Origin of the sequence: Spirillospora sp. NPDC049652 (assembly GCF_040675125.1) — a bacterium.
In the GTDB taxonomy this organism is placed as follows: Bacteria; Actinomycetota; Actinomycetes; order Streptosporangiales; family Streptosporangiaceae; genus Spirillospora.
In genome coordinates this window covers 1-20,412 of the sequence record NZ_JBFAOF010000037.1, presented here as the reverse complement: position 1 = coordinate 20,412, position 20,412 = coordinate 1, and the positions used below count along the sequence as shown (strand labels likewise).

The following is a 20,412-nucleotide window of genomic DNA, read 5'->3' as shown; positions in this document are numbered from 1 at the left end:
TCACCACCGAACGCCGCTACGCCCTGCTACGCGTCACCTCGGTCCACCGCGCCGATGGCCAGGCCGACCGGGTCGGCCTGGCCATCAAGGTCTGGGACCCCCGCAACGCCACCTAACTCAGACCGCACCCCGGCCGGGCCGCGTCCTGGCCGCGTCCGGGGCGCGTCCGGGGCGCGTCCGGGCCGCGTCCGGGCGGGCAGTTCGGTACGTCACTGGGCTGGGATGGGTTCTCCCCAGGAGGTCGGCCGGAGCACGTCCGAGACGCACCATCGGACCTCTGACCAGACAGAAGCCCAGGCCTGTCCCGTCCCGGACGACATCGCCGCAGGTCAACGGCGTCCGGTCGCAAGCCCGCTATTCCCGCCCCTTGCCCGACAGCGCTGTCCACAGCCAGAACCTAGGCGCGGGGGCAACGCCACGAAGCGGGCGGGAGGGACGTTCGGTGCGCAGACGGCCGGGCCCGGCTGGTGATCGGTCCCGAACGCGGCTGGGACGGCGGCTTGCCAAGCGTGGCCCCGCCTGGGTCACCATGCTCCTCGACAGCGTCAACCAGCGCGGTGGTCGCGGTAACCCGTCCTTCCCGGCGGGACGCTCTGGCTATGGTGCGCCCCGATCGCATCGAGTACCTCACCGGTACCGACAGGCCGGGGACCACCATGCAGCCGCGCGACCTTGACGGTGTTGGTCGGAACTCCCGGCGCGCTGCGGTCGTGATGCTATGGGCCGTTGGTGGGATCAGCCGACGTGGACCACGGGACGGCGGGCGGTGTCGGGTTCGGCCTGGCGCAGGATCTCGCGGGTGAGTGGGGGCACATCGCCGCCGCCGAACACCAGGTAGCGCAGCAGCGCCCCGACGGGGTTGCCTTCGGCCCAGTGGAAGTAGATGTGGGGCAGCCGGCCGGTGGCGTCGCGGATCTGGAGCAGGATCGCGGCGAGGGCGTTGGCGATGCTGGGGCTGGTGGCTTTCAGGACGCGGTGGCCGTGCCGGTCCTCGGCGCTGACCTGGATCTGGGACTCGAACTGTGAGGCGTCACCGACGGTGATCTCCAGGAAGATCAGATTTTCGGCGCTGCGCAGCCGGTGCAGCTCCCACGCCTCGCGCGCCTTGTCCAGGTATTCGGCCTGGTCGCGAGCGTGAGGTTCATTGGCGATGATGCGGATCTCGCCGCACTCGGTGAGCCAGTGGCGAGCCTGGTCGGTGAAGGTGACCTCGGTGATGCGCAGTTCGGTGGACCGGGTCGCGCGGGAGGCCAGCGAGGTCACCACGATCGCGGCGCTGAACAGGGCCGCGATGACCAGGCCGTCCGGACGTTCGATGATGTTGGCGACGGCGGCGTAGGCCAGGATCACCGTGATGACGGCGAACCCGGCGGCGGCGCGCCGGTGCCCGCGCTTCCAGGCCGCCAAGGTCGCGGCGACGGCCGCCGACAGGATCAGCGCCAGCACGCCGGTGGCGTAGGCGCCGCCCTGAGCCTCGACCTCTGCTCCGAACAGCAGGGTGAGGGCGAGCGCGATCCCGGTGAAGATCAACACCATCGGGCGGGCGGCGCGGGTCCAGTCCGGCGCCATGCCATAGCGGGGCAGGTAGCGCGGCACGATGTTGAGCAAGCCGGCCATCGCCGACGCCCCGGCGAACCACAAGATCGCGATCGTGGCGATGTCGTAGGCGGTGCCGAACCCGTCACCCAGGTAGGTATGGGCCAGGTAGGCCAGGGCGCGGCCGTTGGCCTGGCCGCCCTCGGCGAACTCGGCCTTGGGGATCAGCACCGTGGTGGCGAAGCTGGAGGCGAGCAGGAACCCGCTCATGATCAGCGCGGCGGTGGTCAGCAGCTTGCGCGTCCCGGCGATGCGCTGCTTCAACTCGCCCTTGACCAGCGGCATCACCGCCACGCCGGTCTCGAACCCCGACATGCCCAGCGCCAGCTTGGGCATCACCAGCAGCGATGCGGCCACCATCGCCACCGGACTGGTGTAGTCGGCGCGCAGCACGTCGCCCCAGTCACCGATCCGCCCCGGGTCGGCGGCCACCTGGGCCAGGGCGGTGCCCACGACCACCACGTTCAGCGCCAGGAACACCACCACCAGGACCACCGCGATGGAGATCGCCTCGCTGAACCCGGCCAAGAACACCGCGCCCAGCCCGGCGATCAGCGCCAAAGTGAGGCCGATCCGCCAGCCCGCGCCGCCCACCGCCTTGGGGACGAACGGGTTGTGCTGCAGGTGCGCGGTGGCGTCGGCCGCCGACATCGTGATCGTGACGATGAACGCCGTCGCCACGAACCCCAGCAGTCCCAGCACCAGCAGCTTGCCGCGCCAACCCGGCAGCAGGCTCTCCAGCATCGACAGCGACCCCAGCCCGTGCGGGCTCTGCCCGGCCACCGACCGGTACACCGGCAGCGCCCCGAACAGCGTGAGCGCCACCAGCAGCAGCGTCGCCAGCGGGCTCAGCGCACCGGCGGCCAGCGCGGCGATGCCTGGCTGATAGCCCAAGGTGGAGAAGTAGTCCACCCCGGTGAGGCACATCACCTGCCACCAGCGGTGCCGCTGATCCGGCGTGTCCTGATGGGCGGGCGTCGGCCGGTGGTGCGGCGCGGTCCTGCGGCCGGGCCGGTGCAGGCCCTGTAGAAGCCATCGACGTGCCGCCGACTCCCGCGCGCCAAGGTCCCCTGAAACGCTCACCTGCACATCTCCTACCAGCCCGGACAGCATCCACCGAAGACCATCGAATCCGCTGGCCGACCTTACCCGCGCCTGCGGCCCTCGCACCTTCATGCATGGACATTTGCGCCCTTCGCCTGGTCAATCCCCCTGAATGCGGGCGCGCCAGGTCTGCTAGTCGCTCTCGCGGGGATCACCGTCTTGGCGGTTGATCAGGTGGGCGGTGACGTTGACGAGGATGTCGGGTGAGTACACCGTCCCCGTGCTCGGCCGGTTCGCCAGGATGGGGCTGAGCATCTCCCGGACGCCGAGGTCTTGCGAACCCGCGTGGCCATCCGCAAGCTCTGAGGCTTTCGGATGGCCACCGATGCCGGCATCAGGGCGACCAGCACCGAGGCCACTGGTGCCGACGCCGTCGGGCGTCGTCGGTGCGTCATGCCCAGCGCCCGGTGTCATGCCCAAGCGCCCGGTGTCATGCCCGGCGCCCGTGACGGGTGCTCACGGGTGATGGCGGTGGGGCGGATAGGCCCTGGACACCACCCGCTGACCAGGTATGGCTCACCGGCCGCTTACCAGTCGCTGTCGCCGTCCCCGTCGTCGGAGAAGTCGTTGTACTCGACGTTGGTGACCTCGTACTCGATGTTGGTGACCTGCTGGATCACCTGCTGGGGCTCGTCGTCGTCCAGCATCTCGTTGATGAGGGCGCCGCCGACCAGGCCCGCCGCGCCCGCTGCGGCCACCCCTCCCCATCCGGGGCCGCGGCGCTGCCGCTCGTGGTGATGGTGGTCGTCGTAGTCGGGGTGGCCGTACCCGTGCTGCGGGTAGCCGGGCTGGCCGTAGCCGGCGGCGGGGTACCCCGCCTGTGGCGCGGGATACCCGGGCTGGCCGACCGCCATCTGCTGCTGATGCATCGCCCAGCGTTGTGCGCAGGCCGGGCAGGCCGTCACGTTGCGGGCCGCGCCCCATTGCGGCGTCCACAGGATGGTCTGAACGCCCGGGCCGTGGGCGGCGTCGAAGAAACACGTCATGGAGGGAAGCTCCCCGAGTCGAAGTACCTGCGACAAGTGTCGTAGATGATCGGAAGTTGATCAAGTCGAACGGATCACAGGTACGACAGCCCCAGAGCCTGGTCCAGTTGCAGTGCGGCGGCGGCGAGCGGACCGGTCGTGAGACCGCTGCCCACCAGCGCGAGAGGGCCGGTCACAGGCGTCGGTGTCGGCGGTGCTGCCAGCAGCGCCCGGACCCTTTCGACGGTTTGCGACTGAGCGAACCCGGCCAGGTCACGCGGCTGGGGCGGACCGGATGAGGCGGCCGCGAGAGAGACCTTGGCGATCGTGCGTGCGACCAGGATGCGGTCACCCGTCGCCTGGGCGGTGTCCTCGTCCGCCCAACGTTCCAATGCCAGCCGCAGGCGGGCGGCCAGTGGCCGCAACAGCGGGGTGACCGCGGCGGTCAGGCCCGCGACCAGCAAGTACCGGTGATGGGCGTGCCGCAGGTGGGACTGCTCGTGCCGGAACACGATCGCCAGCTCGGGTCCGGTCAACGAATGGAGCAGGCCGCGTGACACCAGCACGCCGCCGCGGCGTCCGGGAACGGCCAGCGCCAGCGGCACGTCGCTTTCCAGGACGCCCCGGTTGAGCCGCCGCGCCCGCCGGACGGCGACGGCGTTACGGCCGATGACCCGAGCCGTGACGGCACACGTGTAGCCGAACGCCAGCATCGCCGGGACGCCCGCGACGGCCGGGACCGGCTCGTCGTCGCCGAACAGCATCCACTCCGGCAACCGGTTCGCCGCGTCCGGGGCGAGCGTCGCGGCATAGTTGACTCCGACGAACAGGGCCGTCCCAGCGACCGAAAGGGTGGCGGTCGCCGCGATGGTGACCAGGATCCGGGCCGTCCAGGCCGGATGCAGCGACAGGCCCACCCGTCCGAGAAGGAACGCCACCGGCAGCGTCACGGCGACCGGCAGGAAGGTGAACAGGTTCACCGCCCCCTCCTCCGCTCCCCCTGGCCTTCGCGGTTCCGGTCGTCCCGTGCGCGGCCGCCCGGCGATGAGGCGGAGGCCGCCTGGTCGTCGAGGAGGGCATGGAGTAGACGGGCCTGCTCCACGCTCAGGGTCTCGATGAAACGGCTGAGGACATGTTGCTGGTCGCTGGCCAGGCGCAGGTGCTCGTGCATGCGTCCGGCGACCACATCGGCCTCTTCCACCGCCAGGCGGTACTCGTATCCGCGGCCGACCTGGATCCGGCGCACCATGCCCTTGACGCGCAGCCGGTTCAGGATCGTGTTCACCGTCGAACGTGTGGGTGCACTATCCAGGCGTTCACACAACTCGACGGTGCCGATGAAAGCGTCGGCGGCGGCAAGGGCGGCCAGCACTTCGGCCTCCAAGCGTCCCTGGGCGCGTCGTGTCACCTGCACGCTCCTTTCCCCCCGTCAGCCTGGCCCGGCGGCGCTGGCGTCCCCACCGCGTCAGCACCGTGGTCTCCAGTCGACGACCTGGGAACCGGGGAACCTGCGACATGTGTCGTACATTATCGGGTTGTCCGCCAGGGAGCCCATCGTAAGGAGAGCAGTGTCTGCAGGGCCTACCGCCGAAGGTCATCCCACCCGTGATGAGACCGGCCGATGAGCATCGCCTTCGGTCTGCTCGCCGTCCTGCTGCTCACCGCCGCGACCGGGTACTTCGTCGCCCAGGAGTTCGCGTTCGTCACGGCTGACCGGCTCGCGCTGCAGGAGCGCGCCGAGCAGGGCGACCGGAAGGCCGAGCAGGCCGTCCGGGTGCTGGAGCGGCTGTCGTTCATGCTGTCGGGTGCGCAGCTCGGCATCACCGTGACCGCCCTGGTCGTCGGGTTCATCGCCGAACCCGCGCTGGCCGGACTGGTGCGACCGGTGCTCGGTGCGGCCGGCCTGCCGGACGCGGCGGTCGGCGGGATCGCTCTGGTCGCCGGATTCGTCATCGCGACCGTGCTGCAGATGGTGCTGGGCGAGCTGCTCCCCAAGAACCTGGCGCTCACCAAGCCCGAGGCACTCGCCCGCGCGCTGGCCGCGTCCACCCTGGCCTACCTCGCGGTCGCCGGGCCGCTGGTCCGGCTGTTCGACGCCGCCGCCAACCGGCTGCTGCGGCTCGTCGGCGTCGAGCCGGTCGAGGAACTGCACCACGGCGCGACGCTGGAGGAACTCGGCCACATCATCGGCGAGTCCCAGGAGAACCTCGCCGACGACCACGCGGAACTGCTGGAGCGCGCGCTGGGATTCTCCGACCGGACGGCCGATCAGGTCATGGTCCCCCGCGTGGACGTCGCGACGGTGCGCGCGACCGACTCCGCCGCCGACCTCGCCGCCGCCATCGCCGAACACGGATTCACGCGCTTCCCCGTCCTCGGCGAGAAGGTCGACGACCTGGTCGGCGTCGTCGGTCTCAGCGCCCTGTTCGAGGTGGATCCGGCCGACGCCGCCGCCGTGCGGATCGGTGACCTGGCCGGACCCGCCCTGGTCCTGCCGGGGTCGGTGCCGTTGCCCGCCGTCGTGGCGCAGCTGCGGGCCGGCGGTCAGCGGATGGCCTGCGTGGTGGACGAGTACGGAGGCTTCGCCGGCGTCCTCACCGTCGAGGACGTGGCGGAGGAACTGGTCGGGGAGATCGTGGACGAGAACGACGCCGACGAGCCCCTGGCCCGTCCGGCCGGGGACGGATGGTGGACCACCGACGCCGGGCTTCGCGTCGACGAGGTCGCCCAGGCCACCGGGGTACGGCTCCCCGAGGGCCACTACGACACCGTCGCGGGCCTGCTCCTCGAACGGCTCGGACGGATGCCCCAGCCCGGCGACCGGGCCACCGTCGACCTGTCGCCGGCCCTGCCCGACCGCTCCCCCCGCATCGCGGAGATCGAGATCATCGACATCGACCACCACGTCCCCCGCCGCATCCGGCTTCGCCTCGCTCCCCCGGAGACCCCGGTGCCCGAGCCCGCGGAAGGCGGCTCGGCGCAGGTCGAGCCGGAAGACTTCACCGGAACGGAAGCAGCGAAGTGAATCTTCCCCTCGGGATCGTGCTGACCGTGCTGCTGCTGATCGGCAACGGATTCTTCGTCGCGGCCGAGTTCGCTCTGGTCGCCGCCAAGCGGCCCCGGCTGGAACATGCCGCAGCCCAGGGGAGCCGCGGCGCGGCGTCCGCCGTCGCAGGCATCCGCGAGCTGTCGCTGATGCTGGCCGGCGCGCAACTCGGCATCACCATGTGCTCCCTGGGCCTCGGCGTGGTGTCCGAACCGGTCTTCGCCGGAACGCTCACGCCGCTCTTCCACGGCCTGGGACTGCCCGAGGCCGCCGCGCACGTCGTCGCGTTCGCGCTCGCCCTCGCCCTGGTCACCTTCCTTCACATGGTCGCCGGCGAGATGGCTCCGAAATCCTGGGCCATCGCCGACGCCGAACGCTCCGCGACCGCGCTCGCGATACCCTTCCGCGCGTTCACCAAGGCCGTCCGGCCGTTGCTGACCGCGCTCAACGGCATCACCAACGCACTGCTGCGGCTCGTCGGTGTGGACCCTCGGGATGAGGCGAGCCTCGCCCGCACTCCCGGCCAACTCCGTCACCTGGTCGCCGAGTCCCGCCGCCTCGGCCTCATCGACGAGACCGACCGGACCCTGCTGGACACCGCGCTCAGCGCCCCCCAGGCCCCGCTCACCGACGCGATCATCCCGGCCGCCGACATCACGTCGGTGCCCGCCGACGCGCCCCCGCGGGAGGTCATCGACACCGCACGCGCCACAGGCCACGCCCGCCTGCTGGTACGCGGCCCCTCAGCCCGCTACACCGGCCTGGTCCACGCCCGCGACGCCTACCTCGCCCACACCGACGGCACAACCTCGTATGCGGCTGATCTGGCCCACCCCGTCCCCACCGTGCCGGCGACCGCCTCGCTCGCCACTACCGTCACCACGCTGCGCGCCCACCACAGCCAACTCGGCCTCGTCCACGACGCCGACGGCAGGCTCGTCGGACTGGTTTCCCTCGACGACCTCTTGGAACGATTGCTGAGGACTTGAGCACCTACGGCATCATGCTCGTTCGGAACCGGCGGCTTGAATTCGCACGCCCGAAGGAGTCGCCCTAGCCGAACAGCTCACCCTTCATGGGGGGTTGTGCAGCCAGAGGGTGGGGTCGGGGATACCGGTTTCGGCGGTGGGTTGTCGGCTGTCATCGCGTGTCCGGGACGTGGCGGATGGTCAGGGCTGACGGGCACTGAACTGGCGGCGCAGGTATCCGTGCCAGGCGTGGATGTAGGCGGTGCTGACTGCGGCGTCGGGGGCGAAGAGGTCCCAGGCGTGGTAGGCGCCGGGGTACAGGTGCAGCTCGACGGGCACGCCGCTGGCCTGGAGCCGCGTGGCGTAGGCCAGGTCCTCGTCGCGGAAGACGTCGAGTTCGGCGGCGGCGATGAAGGTGGGCGGGAGGCCGGTGAGGTCCGTCGCGCGGGCGGGTGCGCTGTACGGCGGGACGTCGTCGGCTCCGGCGCGGTCGCCGAGGATCAGGTTCCAGGCCAGGATGTTGGTCGCGCGGTCCCAGATGCCGAGGTCGGTGACCTCGTGGCTGGACGGGGTGGTGTTGCGGTCGTCGAGCATCGGGTAGCTCAGCGCCTGGAACAGCGGCGCCGGTTCGCCCTGGTCGCGGATCATGAGTGCGGTGGCCGCGGCGATACCGCCGCCGCCGCTTTGCCCGGCCAGGGCGACGCGGCCCGCGTCGATGCCGAGTGCGGCCGCCTGGGCGCGAAGCCAGCGATAGGCGAGCAGGCCGTCCTCGGCGGCGGCCGGGGCGGGGGCCTCCGGGGCGAGCCGGTAGTCGACGGAGGCGACGATGCAGCCGACCTCCGGGACCAGGTGCTTGAGGATGGGGTCGTCCTGGGCCGCGTACCCGAGAACCTGCCCGCCGCCGTGGAACCAGACCAGCACCGGCAGCGGCCCGGCCGCCTCGGTGGGCCGCAGCAGCCGGATGGCGAGGGTGGATCCGTCCGAACGGGGCACCCGGACCTCTTCGACCGACACGGACGGCTCATCCGGTATCTGGGCCGCGATCGCCTCGGCGAAGGCGCGGACGCCGACGCGCGTGCCGTCCAGGTCGCTGAGGTCGAACACCCCGGCTCCCGTCATCGGCACCGTCTTCAGGACCTCGGTCAGTTCCGGGTCGAGCCGCTCGTGTGCGTTCTTGGTGTTCATGTTGTTCGTCTCCCTCCGGCTGCACAGCAGCCGGTCGTGCAGGGTGAGGGGTCGTGTGGACCGGTTCCGCCCGAGCGCGGGGAGCGGAGCGGGGGGCGGGCTCAGCGCGCGGGGGTGGTGCCGGTGGCGAAGTAGTGGCCCTGGCCGAGGTCGTCGACGAGGCCGGGCTGGACGGGCGTCCAGCCCAGGAGGTCGCGGGTCAGCGCGCTGGAGGACGGGTTGTCGGCCTGGGCGTGGGCGCTCAGGAAGCCGAAGTGGGCGTCGGCCTCGGTCGGCGCGATGCTGACCACGGGCAGGTTCAGCCCGTGGCCGATGCCCTCGGCGATCTGCCGGAAGGCGATCCCCTCGTCGCCGACGGCGTGCAGCCGTGACCCCGCCGGCGCGGATTCCAGCGCCAGCCGGTACAGGCGTGCCGCGTCGAGCGTGTGCACGGCGGGCCAGCGGTTGGTCCCGTCGCCGACGTAGGCCGAGACGCCCTTGGAGCGGGCGATGGAGATGAAGGTCGGGATGAAGCCGTTGTGGTCCAGCGAGCTGTGCACGGTCGGAGTGAGCCGGACGACGGACGACCGGACGCCGCGCTCGGCGAGTGCGACCACCGCGTTCTCGGCGTCGACCCGCGGTCCCGCGTCGAGCACGTCGGCCTCGGTGAGGGAGCCCTGCAGTCCCGCGAAGGCGAAGAGCGCGGTTCCCGACGTGGCCACCAGCGGCTTGCCGGTGCCGGCGAGGGCGTCCCCGAGCGCGCGGAGGGCGCGCAGGTCCGCCGCGACCGCGCCGGCGAAGTCGCCGGCGAACATGGCGTCGTGTTTGAAGGCCAGGTGGATGACCCCGTCCGCCGCAGCGGCGGCCGCGGCGAGGCCGTCCGGATCATCGAGGTCGCCTCGGTGCGCCTGGGCGCCGGCAGCCGTCAACGCGGCGGCGGACTTGTCGGAGCGGGCCAGCCCGACGACCTGGTGTCCCGCTTCGAGGAGCTCGGGGACGACGGCGGAGCCGAGATGTCCGGAGGCTCCGGTGACGAATACGCGCATGGTGTCGCCCTTTTCTGCGGAGTGCCGTGATGTCAGTTCGTGACATCACGGTAGCACCCATGTCAGTCTCTGTCATCGCTCTGATGTCAGATTCTGTCGTCGCTGGGTAGGATCGGGGCATGAGCCGATGGAAGCCCGACGCACGAGGCCGCCTGGAGAGGGCGGCGCTGGAGCTCTACAACGACAAGGGCTTCGACGCCACCACCGTGGCGGAGATCGCCGCCCGGGCCGAGGTCACCGAACGCACCTTCTACCGGCACTTCGTCGACAAACGGGAAGTCCTTTTCCAGTCCAACGCCCTGGCCGACGTCCTCGCGCGCGCCACGGCCACCGCCGCCGACCCACTGGCACCGCTGGAGGTGATCGCCCACGTCCTGACCGAAGCCGCTCCCGTCTTCGAGGAACGCGCGGAGCTGGTGCGCCAGCGCCAGGCCGTCATCGCCGCCAATCCCGAACTGCGGGAACGTGAACTGGCCAAACTGGCCTCACTCGTCTCCACCCTCGACCGCGCGCTTCGGGAACGCGGTCTGGATTCCGCCACCGCGGCACTCGCGGCCGAGATCGGGATCGCCGCCTTCAAGGTCGCCTTCGAGCGCTGGATCGACGACCCCGACCGGCACGCCCTCACCCGGCACATCCGGGAAACCCTGGACGCCACCAGGCACCTCACGGCACCGGCCGGGCATTCGCCTCACCGTGCCGTTTGAACTCCTGCGCGCCGCCCTCGCCGCCGAGGGCTGTCAGGTGACAGGCGAACCGGCGTTCCCGTGGTTCTTGGAGCCGTCAGACTCGGTCCCCGTTGCCGGCCACGCCCGCCCGATATGCCAGGACCACCGCCTGGACGCGGTCGCGGAGGCCCAGCTTGGTGAGGACACGGGAGACGTAGGTCTTCACCGTCTCGTGCCCGATGACCAGCTCGGTGGCTATTTCGGCGTTCGACATGCCCTCGCTGATGAGAAGAAGGACCTCGTACTCGCGCGGGGTGAGGACTTTGAGGCGGTCGCGCTCGGGCGCGGCGAGGGCTCTGGCGGGGCGTAGATGTTCGGCGAAGCGGCCGATCAGGGCGCGGGTGACGACGGGCGCCAGAAGGGATTCGCCGCGCGCGACGGTACGCACGGCGTTGATCAGTTCGGGCGGTGAGGCGTCCTTCAGCATGAAGCCGCTGGCGCCGGCGCGCAGGGCCTCGTACACGTACTCGTCGACGTTGAAGGTCGTGACGACCAGGATCTTCACCGGGCTGCCGGACTCGGGGCCCGCCAGGCGGCGGGTGGCCTCGATTCCATCGAGGCGGGGCATGCGGATGTCCATGACGACGACGTCCGGCCGCAGTTCCTCGACCGCGCGGACCGCCGCTCGGCCGTCCCCGGCCTCGCCCACGACCTCCATGTCAGGCTGGGCGGACAGGATCGTGACGAAGCCGGCGCGTACCAGCGCCTGGTCCTCGCAGACCAGGACCCTGATCGGATCGTGCTGAGTGCTCACGCGGTACCTCCTGCGGGGATGCGTGCGTGCACGCGGAACCCGCCCTCCGGGCTGGGGCCGGCCGTGAACTCGCCGCCCAGCATCTCCACCCGTTCTCGCAGCCCGGTCAAGCCCCGGCCTCCCGAGATGTGCGCACCGCCGTCGCCGAGGGCGGGGGACGCGGGCGCGCCGCCGGGCGTCCCGGCGGTGGTGACCTCGACGTCGGTCCAGTCGGGGGTGTGCGCGAGCCGCACCAGCGTGCTCTGGCCGGCGGCGTACTTCACGGCGTTGGTCAGCGATTCCTGCACCACGCGATACGCCGCGAGTCGAGCGCCGATGGCCATGGGGTGCTGCTCCCCGTCCTCGACCAGATCGACCGGCTGGCCGCCCGCTCGTGTCTGCTCCACCAGATCAGGTATCCGGCCCGGTGTCGGTGCACGGTCGTGGGCCGCCGACTCGCCGGTCGCCTCCAGCACGCCCAGCAGGAACCGGAGTTCGGCGAGCGCGCGCCGACCGGTGCCGTTGATCGCGCCGAGGGCTTCGGTGACCCGCTCGGGCGAGTCGGTGAGGTACTGCGCGGCTCCCGACTGCACCACCATTGCGGTCACATGGTGCGTCACCACGTCGTGCAGCTCCCGGGCCAGGCGGCTGCGTTCCGCGGCGATCGCCGCCTGGGCGGACAGGCGTCGGCGCTCGGCCTCACGCACCCGCCGCTCACGGACCAGGACACCCAGCCCGAACGCCACTGCAAGGACCATCGAGAACAGCAGGTGGTCAACCAGGCCGTCGGGCGAGCCCAGTGCCCGAAGGGCGAGGGCGAAGACCAGGTATCCGGCCGTCACCGCCGCCACCATGACCCGCCGGAGGCGGTTCTGATGGGCACCCGCGGAGTACAGCGCGATGTACAGCCCCAGACTGCCGAAGGTCGGCGGGCAGCCCAGCAACGCGTGCACCGCGAAGCAGGTCCCCGCCAGCGCCAGGCAGGCGGCCGGCCAACGGGTGCGCACCGCCATCGGCAGCGTCATCCCCAGCGTCAGCAGCACGCTCGCGGCAGAGGCGTCGTGGGTGGGAAGGTCGCCGAACTGCGCTCCGATCTTCGACAGCGGCGCCGTGAACGACAGCAGCGCGAAGACGACCGCGAACTCCCCGTCCCTGGTGGCGGTAGAGCGTGACCTCCACCAGCCCATCAGCGAACGCAGCCGAAGGATCGCGGCGGCCGCCAGGCCCGCTCGGGCGAAGACGCCGTCTCGCGTGCGCGGTTCCGTTGCCCTGGCCATGGCGGATGCCTGGTCTTCCATCATCACCCCCGGTCCGGTAGGCACAACGCTGAGAGGTGGGAGGAGCGGCACGCGGTCGGCGGCTCGCTCCCATCCGAGACGCCCGTCCGGTCCCCGCCCCACGGCATCGCACTGCCAGACGACCCGCACGGTGACCCTAACCGCCCGGTATCAGCCGTGGCGTCCTCCCAGGAGAGGACAGCGGGTAGCTCGCTCAGGGGACCCGGGGAAGCAGCGATTGCTCGCTCACTGGTGACTACTCGCAGTGGCCACCGCCCGTAGCTTTTCGGCACCGAACGCGGAAGCCGCCCGCTGCGGACGGCCCCTTGAGGAGGAAGCCATGACGTCCAGCCACCAGCAGTCACCCGCGCAGCCAGTCGAGGACGGTGCCCACCCGACCGGCTCGCTTGAGGAGAACACCGGGCGTCCCGCGCGGTGGGCCACGTCGGCCTGGGTTCGTCTGCCGGTGCTGTTCGCGCTGATGATGGTCGTGGAGTCGATCGTCAGTGCGGTCAACGGAGCCGCTGACGCCACCCCGCTGACCGCTCTCATCGCCGGGGTGGTCTGCGGCGGGCTCGCCCTGGCGGCCTATGCGAGGTCGGTGCGCTACCTGGAGGGCCGCCGCACGCCCCAAGAGCTGGCCCTCGCCGAAGCGCGGCGAGGACTGGGCCGGGGCGTCCTCCTCGGACTCGGCCTCTTCACCGTCACCATCGCGCTGGTCGCGATGGTCGGCGGCTACCACGTGCACGGCTGGGGCTCGTTCGGCGGCGCGCTGACCACGCTGGGAGTGATGACCGGTGTCGCGGTCACCGAGGAGCTGGCCTTCCGCGGCGCGCTGTTCCGGGTGCTGGAGGAGAAGGCCGGGACCTGGGGTGCGCTGGCCGTCTCCGCCCTGGCCTTCGGCGGCCTGCACCTGGTCAACAAGGACGCGACGATCTGGGGCGCGCTGGCCATCGCCGTCGAGGCCGGGCTGATGTTCGGCGCGGTCTATGCCGCCACCCGCTCGCTGTGGTTGCCGATCGGCCTGCACCTGGCCTGGAACGTGGCCGAGCAGGGCATCTTCGGCACCAGCGTCTCCGGCTCCGGAACCGGCACCGGCGGCCTGCTGGACGCCTCCGTCAGCGGCCCGCAGGCACTGACCGGCGGCGACTTCGGCCCGGAAGCCAGCATCTTCGCCATCCTGGTGTGCATCGTTCCCACCGTGCTGTTCCTGCGTGCCGCGAAGCGGCGCAACCGGATCCACACCCGCGCCGAACTGGCCCAGGCACGCCAGCGCTGACGCCCGCCGCGCTGCCGAAACGGGACACGAGCCGGGGAACCGTCAGCGACGAGGACCGCGCCTGTCTCCGGCAGCCCAGGCGAGGCTCCCACCTGAGCGGTGGTCGTCGGCGTACCGGACGGCGATCCAGCGGGCGGCGGCCGGATCACCGTCCGAGGCGAGCCCGACCCGGTCCATGATCTGGCCCGCGAGCCGCTCCGCCCGGTCCCCTCATGAGCCTCTCCGCACGTCCGCCGCCTCCCCGCACAGGAGTGTGGCCCCGTTCAACAGCTCTTCGGTGACGCGGACACCGGTCAGCCGCTCGCTCAGCGCCAACGCCCCGGAGGTGGTCGGCCCGATGTCCTCTGTGTCCGGATCGAGGACGAAGCCGATCTGCCGCATGTCCTCCAGCAGCGCGTCGGGCGTGCCGCCTTCGCGGTGGTGGGCGAAAAGCGGCTCGAACTCCACCTGGACGTCGCCGTCTTCGGCCCACATGAAGGAGCCGTGAGCGTTTCCGTCGTTGTAGCGGTGAGAGACCAGCCGGGTTTCGGCCGAGACCGGGAGTATGACGTCGGGTGTGACGCCCAGGTGCCCGTTCATCTCGTAGGCGAGCGTCCAGTCGCCGTCGTCCCCGGGCACACTCATCGCGCCGATGAACTGGACGTCCCCGTAGTGCGGTGCATCCCAGTACTCGAAGGACGTCTGGAGGAAACGTTCGTCCAAGGGCATCGCGTCGTACAGGATCCTGGCACCGAGCCGACGCATGAACTCGTCCGGCGCGATTCCTCTCACCAGCGTGAGGCAATACGCCGAGAACAGGCCCCCGGCGTCCTCCTCGGCCCACGCGTAGTCAGCGGCGACAGCCGGCGATCCTCCGGTCCCGGGTGCGCGCTGCGAGGCTCTCGGGCTGCGCGGATGGTCCGTTTCATGGCTGGTCACATGGCCTCCGGTCTGGGGTCACGGAACGGCAGGCGTCGAGTGTGCCTCGGCGTTCAGCTTGTCTCGCAGGGTCGATGGGCATTCGCCCAGGTGGCGGCGGAGTGTGCGGGTCAGGTGGGCGTGGTCGGCGAAGCCATAGTCGGCCGCGAGTTCGGCGAGGTGCGCGCCGCGGCCTTGGGCGAGGTCTTCCAGGATCGCGCGCACCCGTAGGTCGTTGCGGTAAGCGGTGATCGTGCGGCCGGTCACTCGGCGGAAGACCGTGCTCAGGTGCTTGGGTGAGGAGCCGACCAGGTGCGCGAGCTCCTCCAGGCCACTCGTCAGGTGGCCGGAGTTGAGGGCTTCCTGGACTCTGAACGCCAGACGGCGGTGCTGGGAGCGTGTCGCCACCGAACCGCCGATGTCGCCGGTTCCCACCGGCGGCTGCGCCAGCAGGACGTCCAGCAGCATGTGGAGGCGTTCTTCGACCTCCAGCCGGTCCACACCCGCCCGGCAGGCGCCGAGTAGTTCCCGGTGCCGCAGGCCGACGGCGGCACTCACCGGGAACGCCCAGTCGCAGTCGCGCCTGCGAGCCAGGGCGCCCGCATACTCATCGAACGCGGTCGGCGTGAAGATGATCGCGGTGAAGGTGTAGTTGTTGCCCGCCGGCGAGGCGAACCGCTCCAGGGTCCCGGCGAGGTTGACGTAGCCGGTAGCGGGGTCCAGGAACGACTGCCGCCCGATGGCCTCACGCAGGAAGCCGCCCCGCTGGAACAGGCAGATCCCGTCGGCCTCATCGACTGCGGGCGCGTCCCAACCGGACGGCTCTTCCTCCTCGCTGACCACCTGGTCGAGTCTCAAGCCGCTGGAGGATGCCGGGAGCAGACATCTGATCATGGGCTCACTATCGCCCGGCTCGCGCCCCTAGGGAAGATCGCGACCAAGGCTCCAGCGCGCCGCGAGCCACCGCATGCCCTCACCAGCACCGCGGTGAAGTGAGTACCGATGTTCAAGCGCTTCGGCCGCACTGGCGAACAGGCTGACTGGTGGCAGAAATCGATCAAAGCATGGAGATCGAATGCGGAAATCCACCAGGATCGCGGCGCTGCTCTCTGGAATCTGCGTCGCAGGCTCTCTGATGACCGGAACCGCTCTGGCCACGGCCGGTGAGGCGCAGGGCCAGCAGATCGTCACGACCGTCACCGAGGAGCCGATGGCCCCCGCCACGGGCTCGACGGCGCTCTCACTGAAGGCCGCATCCAGCGACGCCGCAGCAGCCTGCGGTACCTACAACCGCGTCCAGGCGTGCCAGATCGTCAACCACACCACGACCGTCTTCAACAGCCGAAAGGTACCCATCGGCGAGTTGAAGGCCCGCTCGACGCACGCGCTGGTCTTCAACACCAAGAGTCGAAAGTTCCGCGAAACCATCACCGTCAAGGTGACCAGCATCGTCGGCCGGGCCACCGGCCTCCGCCACACGCTGGTGGTCTCCTGCGGCAGCCCCTGCAAGGCCACCAACAACTTCCCCCAGAACCGCGTGTGGAATCTCGGCCAGACCATCAAGGGGACGATCTCCTACAGCGACGGAGTGAAGAAGGGCAAGGTTCACTTCACCGCCAGCACGTACCGCTGGAACAGCTTCAAGACCGGCGCGAACCCCTCCCCCGGGGCCACGACCAAATCCATCGGCTACCGCTGCGACGACAAAATCTCGAACCAGTCCGCCGGCTGCGTGATCCCCAGAGCTACGCCGATGATGACCGCCATGAAGAAGCTTCCCCAGATCGCCGCCAACATCCGCCGGATCCAGAACGGCAGCCCCGGTCACTACGGCAAGCCGGGCTCCGGCCACCCCCTGCACCGGATGATGAACAAGTCCCAGCAGGGCAAGAACCGTCGGGCGGTGTGCGCGCGCCGGGTCGTCGGCGCTCCGCCCCGGCCGGGCGTGAGCTGCGACGAGTACCCCTTCGCCAGCACCCGCGAAGGCGGCACCACGCTGAGCGCCAAAAACCGCGGCACCGCCTGGGTGCCCGCCTGGGAGCAGAACAAGCAGGCCGGATACATCACCTCCTCCCACAACACCTGGCGCACCCTCGACGGCGAAGCGTTCTACGTGATCGTCTGACGATCCGACTCCTGTCACCGGACGGTCTCACTTGCGAAACCGCCGGAACGGACCGAGCGGCCCCACCATCCGGCAGGTAACGCGCTTCACGTCAGCACCCCTTTCCGGCCTGCACGGTCGCCGAAAGGGGTGCTTCTTCACCCTGGGCACTGATACCGCTGTTGCCATGCCTGTGAGGGACCCGCGCAGCGGCCCGGGGAGCTGCGGCGGCGCGGGGTCCAAGGGGCCTCCGGAGCGGCTGGGGCTCCGGAGGCATGAAGGACTACTTGCCGGCCTGGCTTTCGGCCTGGTGTTTGAGGTTGGTGACCCAGTTGCGGAGGGAGTTGTCCAGGGCGGTCTGCAGGGCGGCCTGGTTGGCCAGTACCGGGGCGCCGGTCCAGGACTCCTCGGTGTGGACGAGGACGCCGTCGGAGGTCGGGGTGAAGGTCCACACGTGGATGGCGGTGATGCCTTGGGCGGGGCCGCCCCAGGCCAGGCGCTTGCCGTGGTTGACCTGCTTGACGGTGGAGGTGATGCTCAGTCCGACTTCGCCGCGGTGAGGATGCGCACGGGTCTCGAACCTTTCATCACTGGATGGGGGATGTTGCTCCCCGGACCGGAGGACGGCCCGGGGAGGGAGCGGGTCAGTCGGTGTCGGGGATCCAGGAGCCGTGGATGCCGCCGGTGACGCGGCGCGGGAGGTGGACGGTGGCGATCCGGTCGAGGCCGGCGGCGTCCAGGACCAGGAGCTGGGAGGCGTCCTGCTTGAGGTCGGAGATGACGGTGAGCAGGTAGCCGTCGTCTTCGCCGGTGGCGCCGGCGGCCGGGACGAAGACGGCCTCGCTGGGCAGGCGGGCGTCGCCGACCTGGTGGATGCGGCGGGCGCCGGTGGTGCGGTCGTACTTGACGACGCCGTAGCCGCCGAAGCCTTCCTGGTCGGGGAAGGAGACCGCGTACTGGTAGCGGTGCTCGGCCCCGAGGTAGTCCTCGTTGAGGGTGGGGAACTCGACGGCGAGGTCGTCGATGACCTGCTCGTCGACGCTGCCGGTGGGCAGGTCGATGATCCAGCGGCGGGTGTGGGAGCGGGTGTTCGGTTCGGTGCCGCGGCCCGGGGCGCCGACCCACCAGTTCCAGGAGAGCTGGAAGCCCTCCTTGTCCACAGTCGGGCCCTCCAGGACGATGCGGCCCTGGGAGTCCTCGTACGCGTTGGCGGCATGCAGCATGTTGCCCGGTTCGATCGGGAACCAGCGGATCTGGTCGGTGCCCTGCGGGCCGCGGGGCATGACGCCGATCCGGGCGGGCTGCGCGTCGTTCCAGCCGTAGGGGATGCCGGAGTGCTCGTTGGGGTCGAAGGTGACGGTGCCCTCGATGAAGACCACGTGGTGGCGGGTGATCGCGAAGTCGTGCTTGAGGGAGGCGCTGGCGCCGGGGATCTCGGCGCTGTGCGTGATCTGCCCCTCGGCGTCGGCCACGTAGTACATCAGGTAGGGCGGGAACGGCGAGGAGCCGAAGAAGTGCAGTTCCCCGGTGACCGGGTCGGTCTTCGGGTGGGCGGTCATGGCGCTGCGCAGCTTGCCGTCGAAGTCGAAGGCGCCGACGGTGTCCAGTTCGGGGGTGAGCTCGAACGGGAGGTTCGCCTCGCACAGGGCCAGCAGGCGACCGGCGTGTTCGATGACGTGGGTGCCGGCGGTGCTGGCGGTCAGGTCCGGGCCGCGGTCGGTCATGTAGGGGGCGCCGTCCAGGGCCGGGGTGTGCACCCAGCGGTTGCGGTACCACTCGGCGCGGCCGTTCCGCAGGCGGACGCCGTGGACCATGCCGCTGCCCTTGAACCAGTGCGTGGGGGTGACACCGGGCTTGGGGTTGTGGCTGTTGCGGATGAGGCGGCCGGTCAACTCCGGCGGGAGGGTGCCTTCGACGGCCAGTTCGGTGGCGGTGATCTCGTCGACGGCGGGCGTGTAGTGGCCGGTCAGGTAGGGCTTGGCGGTCATGGCGTGCTCCTCGGGGTCGGTGTGGTGCGGGTCTCGGACGGAAGGGGCGCCGGACGTGGCGCCGGTCATGGTCAGGCGGGCTGCTCGGCGCGCGCCTTGAGGGCGGCGAGCCAGGATTCGAGGGAGGCGTGGAGGGCCTGGCCGAGCTGCTCGGCGGCGGCCTCGACGGGCGCCCCGGCCCACGACTCCTCGGTGCGGACGGTGACGCGCTCGCCGTCGGCGGTGAACGTCCACACGTGGACGCCGTCGATGCCGCCGGCGGGGCCGCCCCACACGATCCGCTCACCGGGGACCACCTCGAAGACGGTGGAGGTGATGTCCAGGCCGTGGGTGGTCCACCGGAACGAGCTGCCGGGCTCCACCGGGCCGCTGAGCGCGGCGGTGTCGATGTCGCCGTTCCAGGTCGGCCAGGCGTCGATGCCGGTGTGGAGGGCCCAGACCCGCTCGATCGGGGCGTCGATGGTGGTGGACAGGCGGACGATCACCGGCGCGGTCTCGTCGATGGTGCGCATTTCGGGGTTCCTTTCGGTCGGACGAATCAGGTGGGCCGCTAGGACGGCGGTGGCGAGCAGGACGGCGGCCGAGGCGGTGAACGCCGCGCGGTAGCCGTCGGTGAGGGCCTGGAGGTGCGGTGCGGAGGAGCCGGCGGTGACCGACCCGGCCAGCGTGGCCAGGACGGCCAGGCCGATCGCGCCGCCGACCTGCCGGGTGGTGTTCACCAGCCCGCCGGCCGTTCCGGAGTCGGCCCTGGCGACGCCGTCCATCGACAGGCCGGTGAGTTGGACGAAGGCGACGCTGAGGCCGAGACCGACCAGGACGCTCGGGGTCAGCACGTCCGCGAGGTAGGAGCCGCCGGCGCTGATCCGCGCCAGCCAGCCCAGCCCGGCGGCCTCGACGAGCAGCCCGGCGAGCAGTGTCCGGGCCGCGCCGATCCGGACGGTGATCCGGGGCGCCAGGGCGGAGCCGAGCATGACCGCTCCGGCGAGCGGGAGCTGTCCGAGCCCGGCGAGCAGCGGTCCCTGCCCGAGAACCTCCTGCTGGTAGAGCGGAAGGAAGAAGAACAGCGCGAGCCATACCGACCCGAACAGCCCCATCAGCAGGTTGCCCGCACCCACCCGGCCGCATTGGAACAGCCCCGACGGCACCAGGGGGTCGGGATGGCGGCGTTCGGCGAGGACGAACAGCACGCCGAAGACCACGGCCGCGGCGAGCGCGCCCAGGACGCGCGGGTCCGTCCAGCCCTGCTCCCGGGCGGTCGCCAGCCCCCACACCAGGCCGGTCAGAGCCGCGGTGATCGTGACGGTGCCGGGACGGCGGCCAGGACGGCGGCGAGGAGGGCGAAGGTCCCTGCGGCGACGGCGAAGAACAGCGCCCGCCAGCCCCACGCCTGGGCCAGGAGCCCGCCCAGCAGGACCCCTGCCGCGCCCCCCGCGCCCGAGACCGCTCCCCACACCCCGAGCGCCCTGCCGCGTCCGGGGCCGGGCGGGAACAGGCCCATCACCACGGCCAGCGCCGCC

General features: G+C 71.0%; 20 protein-coding genes. 5 read left to right on the top strand and 15 right to left on the bottom strand.

What is annotated here, in order from left to right:
* Nucleotides 1–735 precede the first annotated feature (735 nt).
* The 5 genes from AB0J52_RS05100 to AB0J52_RS05080 form a co-directional block, all read right to left on the bottom strand.
* A complete protein-coding gene (locus tag AB0J52_RS05100) occupies nucleotides 736–2,679 on the bottom strand; it encodes an amino acid transporter (RefSeq protein WP_500180271.1) in 1,944 nt (647 codons plus the stop codon).
* A 153-nt stretch (nucleotides 2,680–2,832) separates the two neighbouring features.
* Nucleotides 2,833–2,955, bottom strand: a complete 123-nt coding sequence (locus AB0J52_RS05095) for a hypothetical protein (RefSeq protein WP_500180270.1) — start codon at nucleotides 2,953–2,955, stop codon at nucleotides 2,833–2,835.
* Between the two features lie 272 nt (nucleotides 2,956–3,227).
* The gene (locus AB0J52_RS05090) at nucleotides 3,228–3,686 is read right to left on the bottom strand and encodes a hypothetical protein (RefSeq protein ID WP_500180269.1); all 459 of its coding nucleotides are present in this window, start codon (nucleotides 3,684–3,686) and stop codon (nucleotides 3,228–3,230) included.
* 74 nt (nucleotides 3,687–3,760) lie between these two features.
* Nucleotides 3,761–4,645, bottom strand: a complete 885-nt coding sequence (locus AB0J52_RS05085; protein WP_500180268.1) for a M56 family metallopeptidase — start codon at nucleotides 4,643–4,645, stop codon at nucleotides 3,761–3,763.
* Nucleotides 4,642–5,073, bottom strand: coding sequence for a BlaI/MecI/CopY family transcriptional regulator (locus AB0J52_RS05080; RefSeq protein WP_500180267.1), 432 nt, complete (start codon nucleotides 5,071–5,073; stop codon nucleotides 4,642–4,644). The genes AB0J52_RS05085 and AB0J52_RS05080 overlap by 4 nt, the downstream gene beginning before the upstream one ends.
* Before the next feature lie 213 nt (nucleotides 5,074–5,286).
* On the opposite strand from AB0J52_RS05080, the gene AB0J52_RS05075 reads away from it, so the two are divergent.
* A complete protein-coding gene (locus AB0J52_RS05075; protein WP_500180266.1) occupies nucleotides 5,287–6,690 on the top strand; it encodes a hemolysin family protein in 1,404 nt (467 codons plus the stop codon).
* Complete coding sequence (locus tag AB0J52_RS05070) at nucleotides 6,687–7,700, top strand: hemolysin family protein (RefSeq protein WP_500180265.1); 1,014 nt, start codon at nucleotides 6,687–6,689, stop codon at nucleotides 7,698–7,700. Before AB0J52_RS05075 ends, AB0J52_RS05070 begins: the two co-directional genes overlap by 4 nt.
* Before the next feature lie 180 nt (nucleotides 7,701–7,880).
* Here the strand turns inward: AB0J52_RS05070 and AB0J52_RS05065 are convergent, their stop codons facing one another.
* Together AB0J52_RS05065 and AB0J52_RS05060 are read right to left on the bottom strand one after the other, a co-directional pair.
* A complete protein-coding gene (locus tag AB0J52_RS05065; protein ID WP_500180264.1) occupies nucleotides 7,881–8,864 on the bottom strand; it encodes an alpha/beta hydrolase in 984 nt (327 codons plus the stop codon).
* 101 nt (nucleotides 8,865–8,965) lie between these two features.
* Entirely contained in the window at nucleotides 8,966–9,889 is a 924-nt protein-coding gene (locus AB0J52_RS05060; protein ID WP_500180263.1) for an SDR family oxidoreductase, read from the bottom strand.
* Nucleotides 9,890–10,008: 119 nt separating this feature from the next.
* Between AB0J52_RS05060 and AB0J52_RS05055 the strand changes: the two genes are divergently transcribed.
* Nucleotides 10,009–10,596, top strand: a complete 588-nt coding sequence (locus tag AB0J52_RS05055; RefSeq protein ID WP_500180262.1) for a TetR/AcrR family transcriptional regulator — start codon at nucleotides 10,009–10,011, stop codon at nucleotides 10,594–10,596.
* Nucleotides 10,597–10,672: 76 nt separating this feature from the next.
* Here the strand turns inward: AB0J52_RS05055 and AB0J52_RS05050 are convergent, their stop codons facing one another.
* Both AB0J52_RS05050 and AB0J52_RS05045 read right to left on the bottom strand, forming a co-directional pair.
* A complete protein-coding gene (locus AB0J52_RS05050) occupies nucleotides 10,673–11,371 on the bottom strand; it encodes a response regulator (protein WP_500180261.1) in 699 nt (232 codons plus the stop codon).
* Nucleotides 11,368–12,627 carry a sensor histidine kinase gene (locus tag AB0J52_RS05045; protein WP_500180260.1) on the bottom strand — a complete coding sequence of 420 codons (1,260 nt, stop codon included), beginning with the start codon at nucleotides 12,625–12,627 and terminating at the stop codon, nucleotides 11,368–11,370. The genes AB0J52_RS05050 and AB0J52_RS05045 overlap by 4 nt, the downstream gene beginning before the upstream one ends.
* A 340-nt stretch (nucleotides 12,628–12,967) precedes the next feature.
* Here AB0J52_RS05045 and AB0J52_RS05040 point away from each other — a divergent pair, with 340 nt between their 5' ends.
* Entirely contained in the window at nucleotides 12,968–13,906 is a 939-nt protein-coding gene (locus tag AB0J52_RS05040; protein WP_500180259.1) for a CPBP family intramembrane glutamic endopeptidase, read from the top strand.
* Between the two features lie 210 nt (nucleotides 13,907–14,116).
* Here the strand turns inward: AB0J52_RS05040 and AB0J52_RS05035 are convergent, their stop codons facing one another.
* Together AB0J52_RS05035 and AB0J52_RS05030 are read right to left on the bottom strand one after the other, a co-directional pair.
* Nucleotides 14,117–14,824: a DUF6461 domain-containing protein gene (locus AB0J52_RS05035; protein WP_500180258.1), complete on the bottom strand. Its 708-nt coding sequence runs from the start codon at nucleotides 14,822–14,824 to the stop codon at nucleotides 14,117–14,119.
* An 18-nt stretch (nucleotides 14,825–14,842) separates the two neighbouring features.
* Nucleotides 14,843–15,661, bottom strand: coding sequence for an AraC family transcriptional regulator (locus tag AB0J52_RS05030; RefSeq protein WP_500180257.1), 819 nt, complete (start codon nucleotides 15,659–15,661; stop codon nucleotides 14,843–14,845).
* 217 nt (nucleotides 15,662–15,878) lie between these two features.
* On the opposite strand from AB0J52_RS05030, the gene AB0J52_RS05025 reads away from it, so the two are divergent.
* Nucleotides 15,879–16,928, top strand: a complete 1,050-nt coding sequence (locus tag AB0J52_RS05025; protein ID WP_500180256.1) for a NucA/NucB deoxyribonuclease domain-containing protein — start codon at nucleotides 15,879–15,881, stop codon at nucleotides 16,926–16,928.
* Nucleotides 16,929–17,190: 262 nt separating this feature from the next.
* On the opposite strand, the gene AB0J52_RS05020 is transcribed toward AB0J52_RS05025, so the two are convergent.
* The 4 genes from AB0J52_RS05020 to AB0J52_RS05005 form a co-directional block, all read right to left on the bottom strand.
* Complete coding sequence (locus AB0J52_RS05020) at nucleotides 17,191–17,361, bottom strand: SRPBCC family protein (RefSeq protein ID WP_500180255.1); 171 nt, start codon at nucleotides 17,359–17,361, stop codon at nucleotides 17,191–17,193.
* 190 nt (nucleotides 17,362–17,551) lie between these two features.
* Nucleotides 17,552–18,895 (bottom strand): carotenoid oxygenase family protein, encoded by a 1,344-nt coding sequence (locus AB0J52_RS05015; RefSeq protein WP_500180254.1) that lies wholly within the window; start codon nucleotides 18,893–18,895, stop codon nucleotides 17,552–17,554.
* A 71-nt stretch (nucleotides 18,896–18,966) separates the two neighbouring features.
* Complete coding sequence (locus tag AB0J52_RS05010; protein WP_500180253.1) at nucleotides 18,967–20,166, bottom strand: MFS transporter; 1,200 nt, start codon at nucleotides 20,164–20,166, stop codon at nucleotides 18,967–18,969.
* A gap of 8 nt (nucleotides 20,167–20,174) precedes the next feature.
* The coding region (locus tag AB0J52_RS05005; protein ID WP_500180252.1) for an MFS transporter at nucleotides 20,175–20,412 on the bottom strand (238 nt) is incomplete at its 5' end.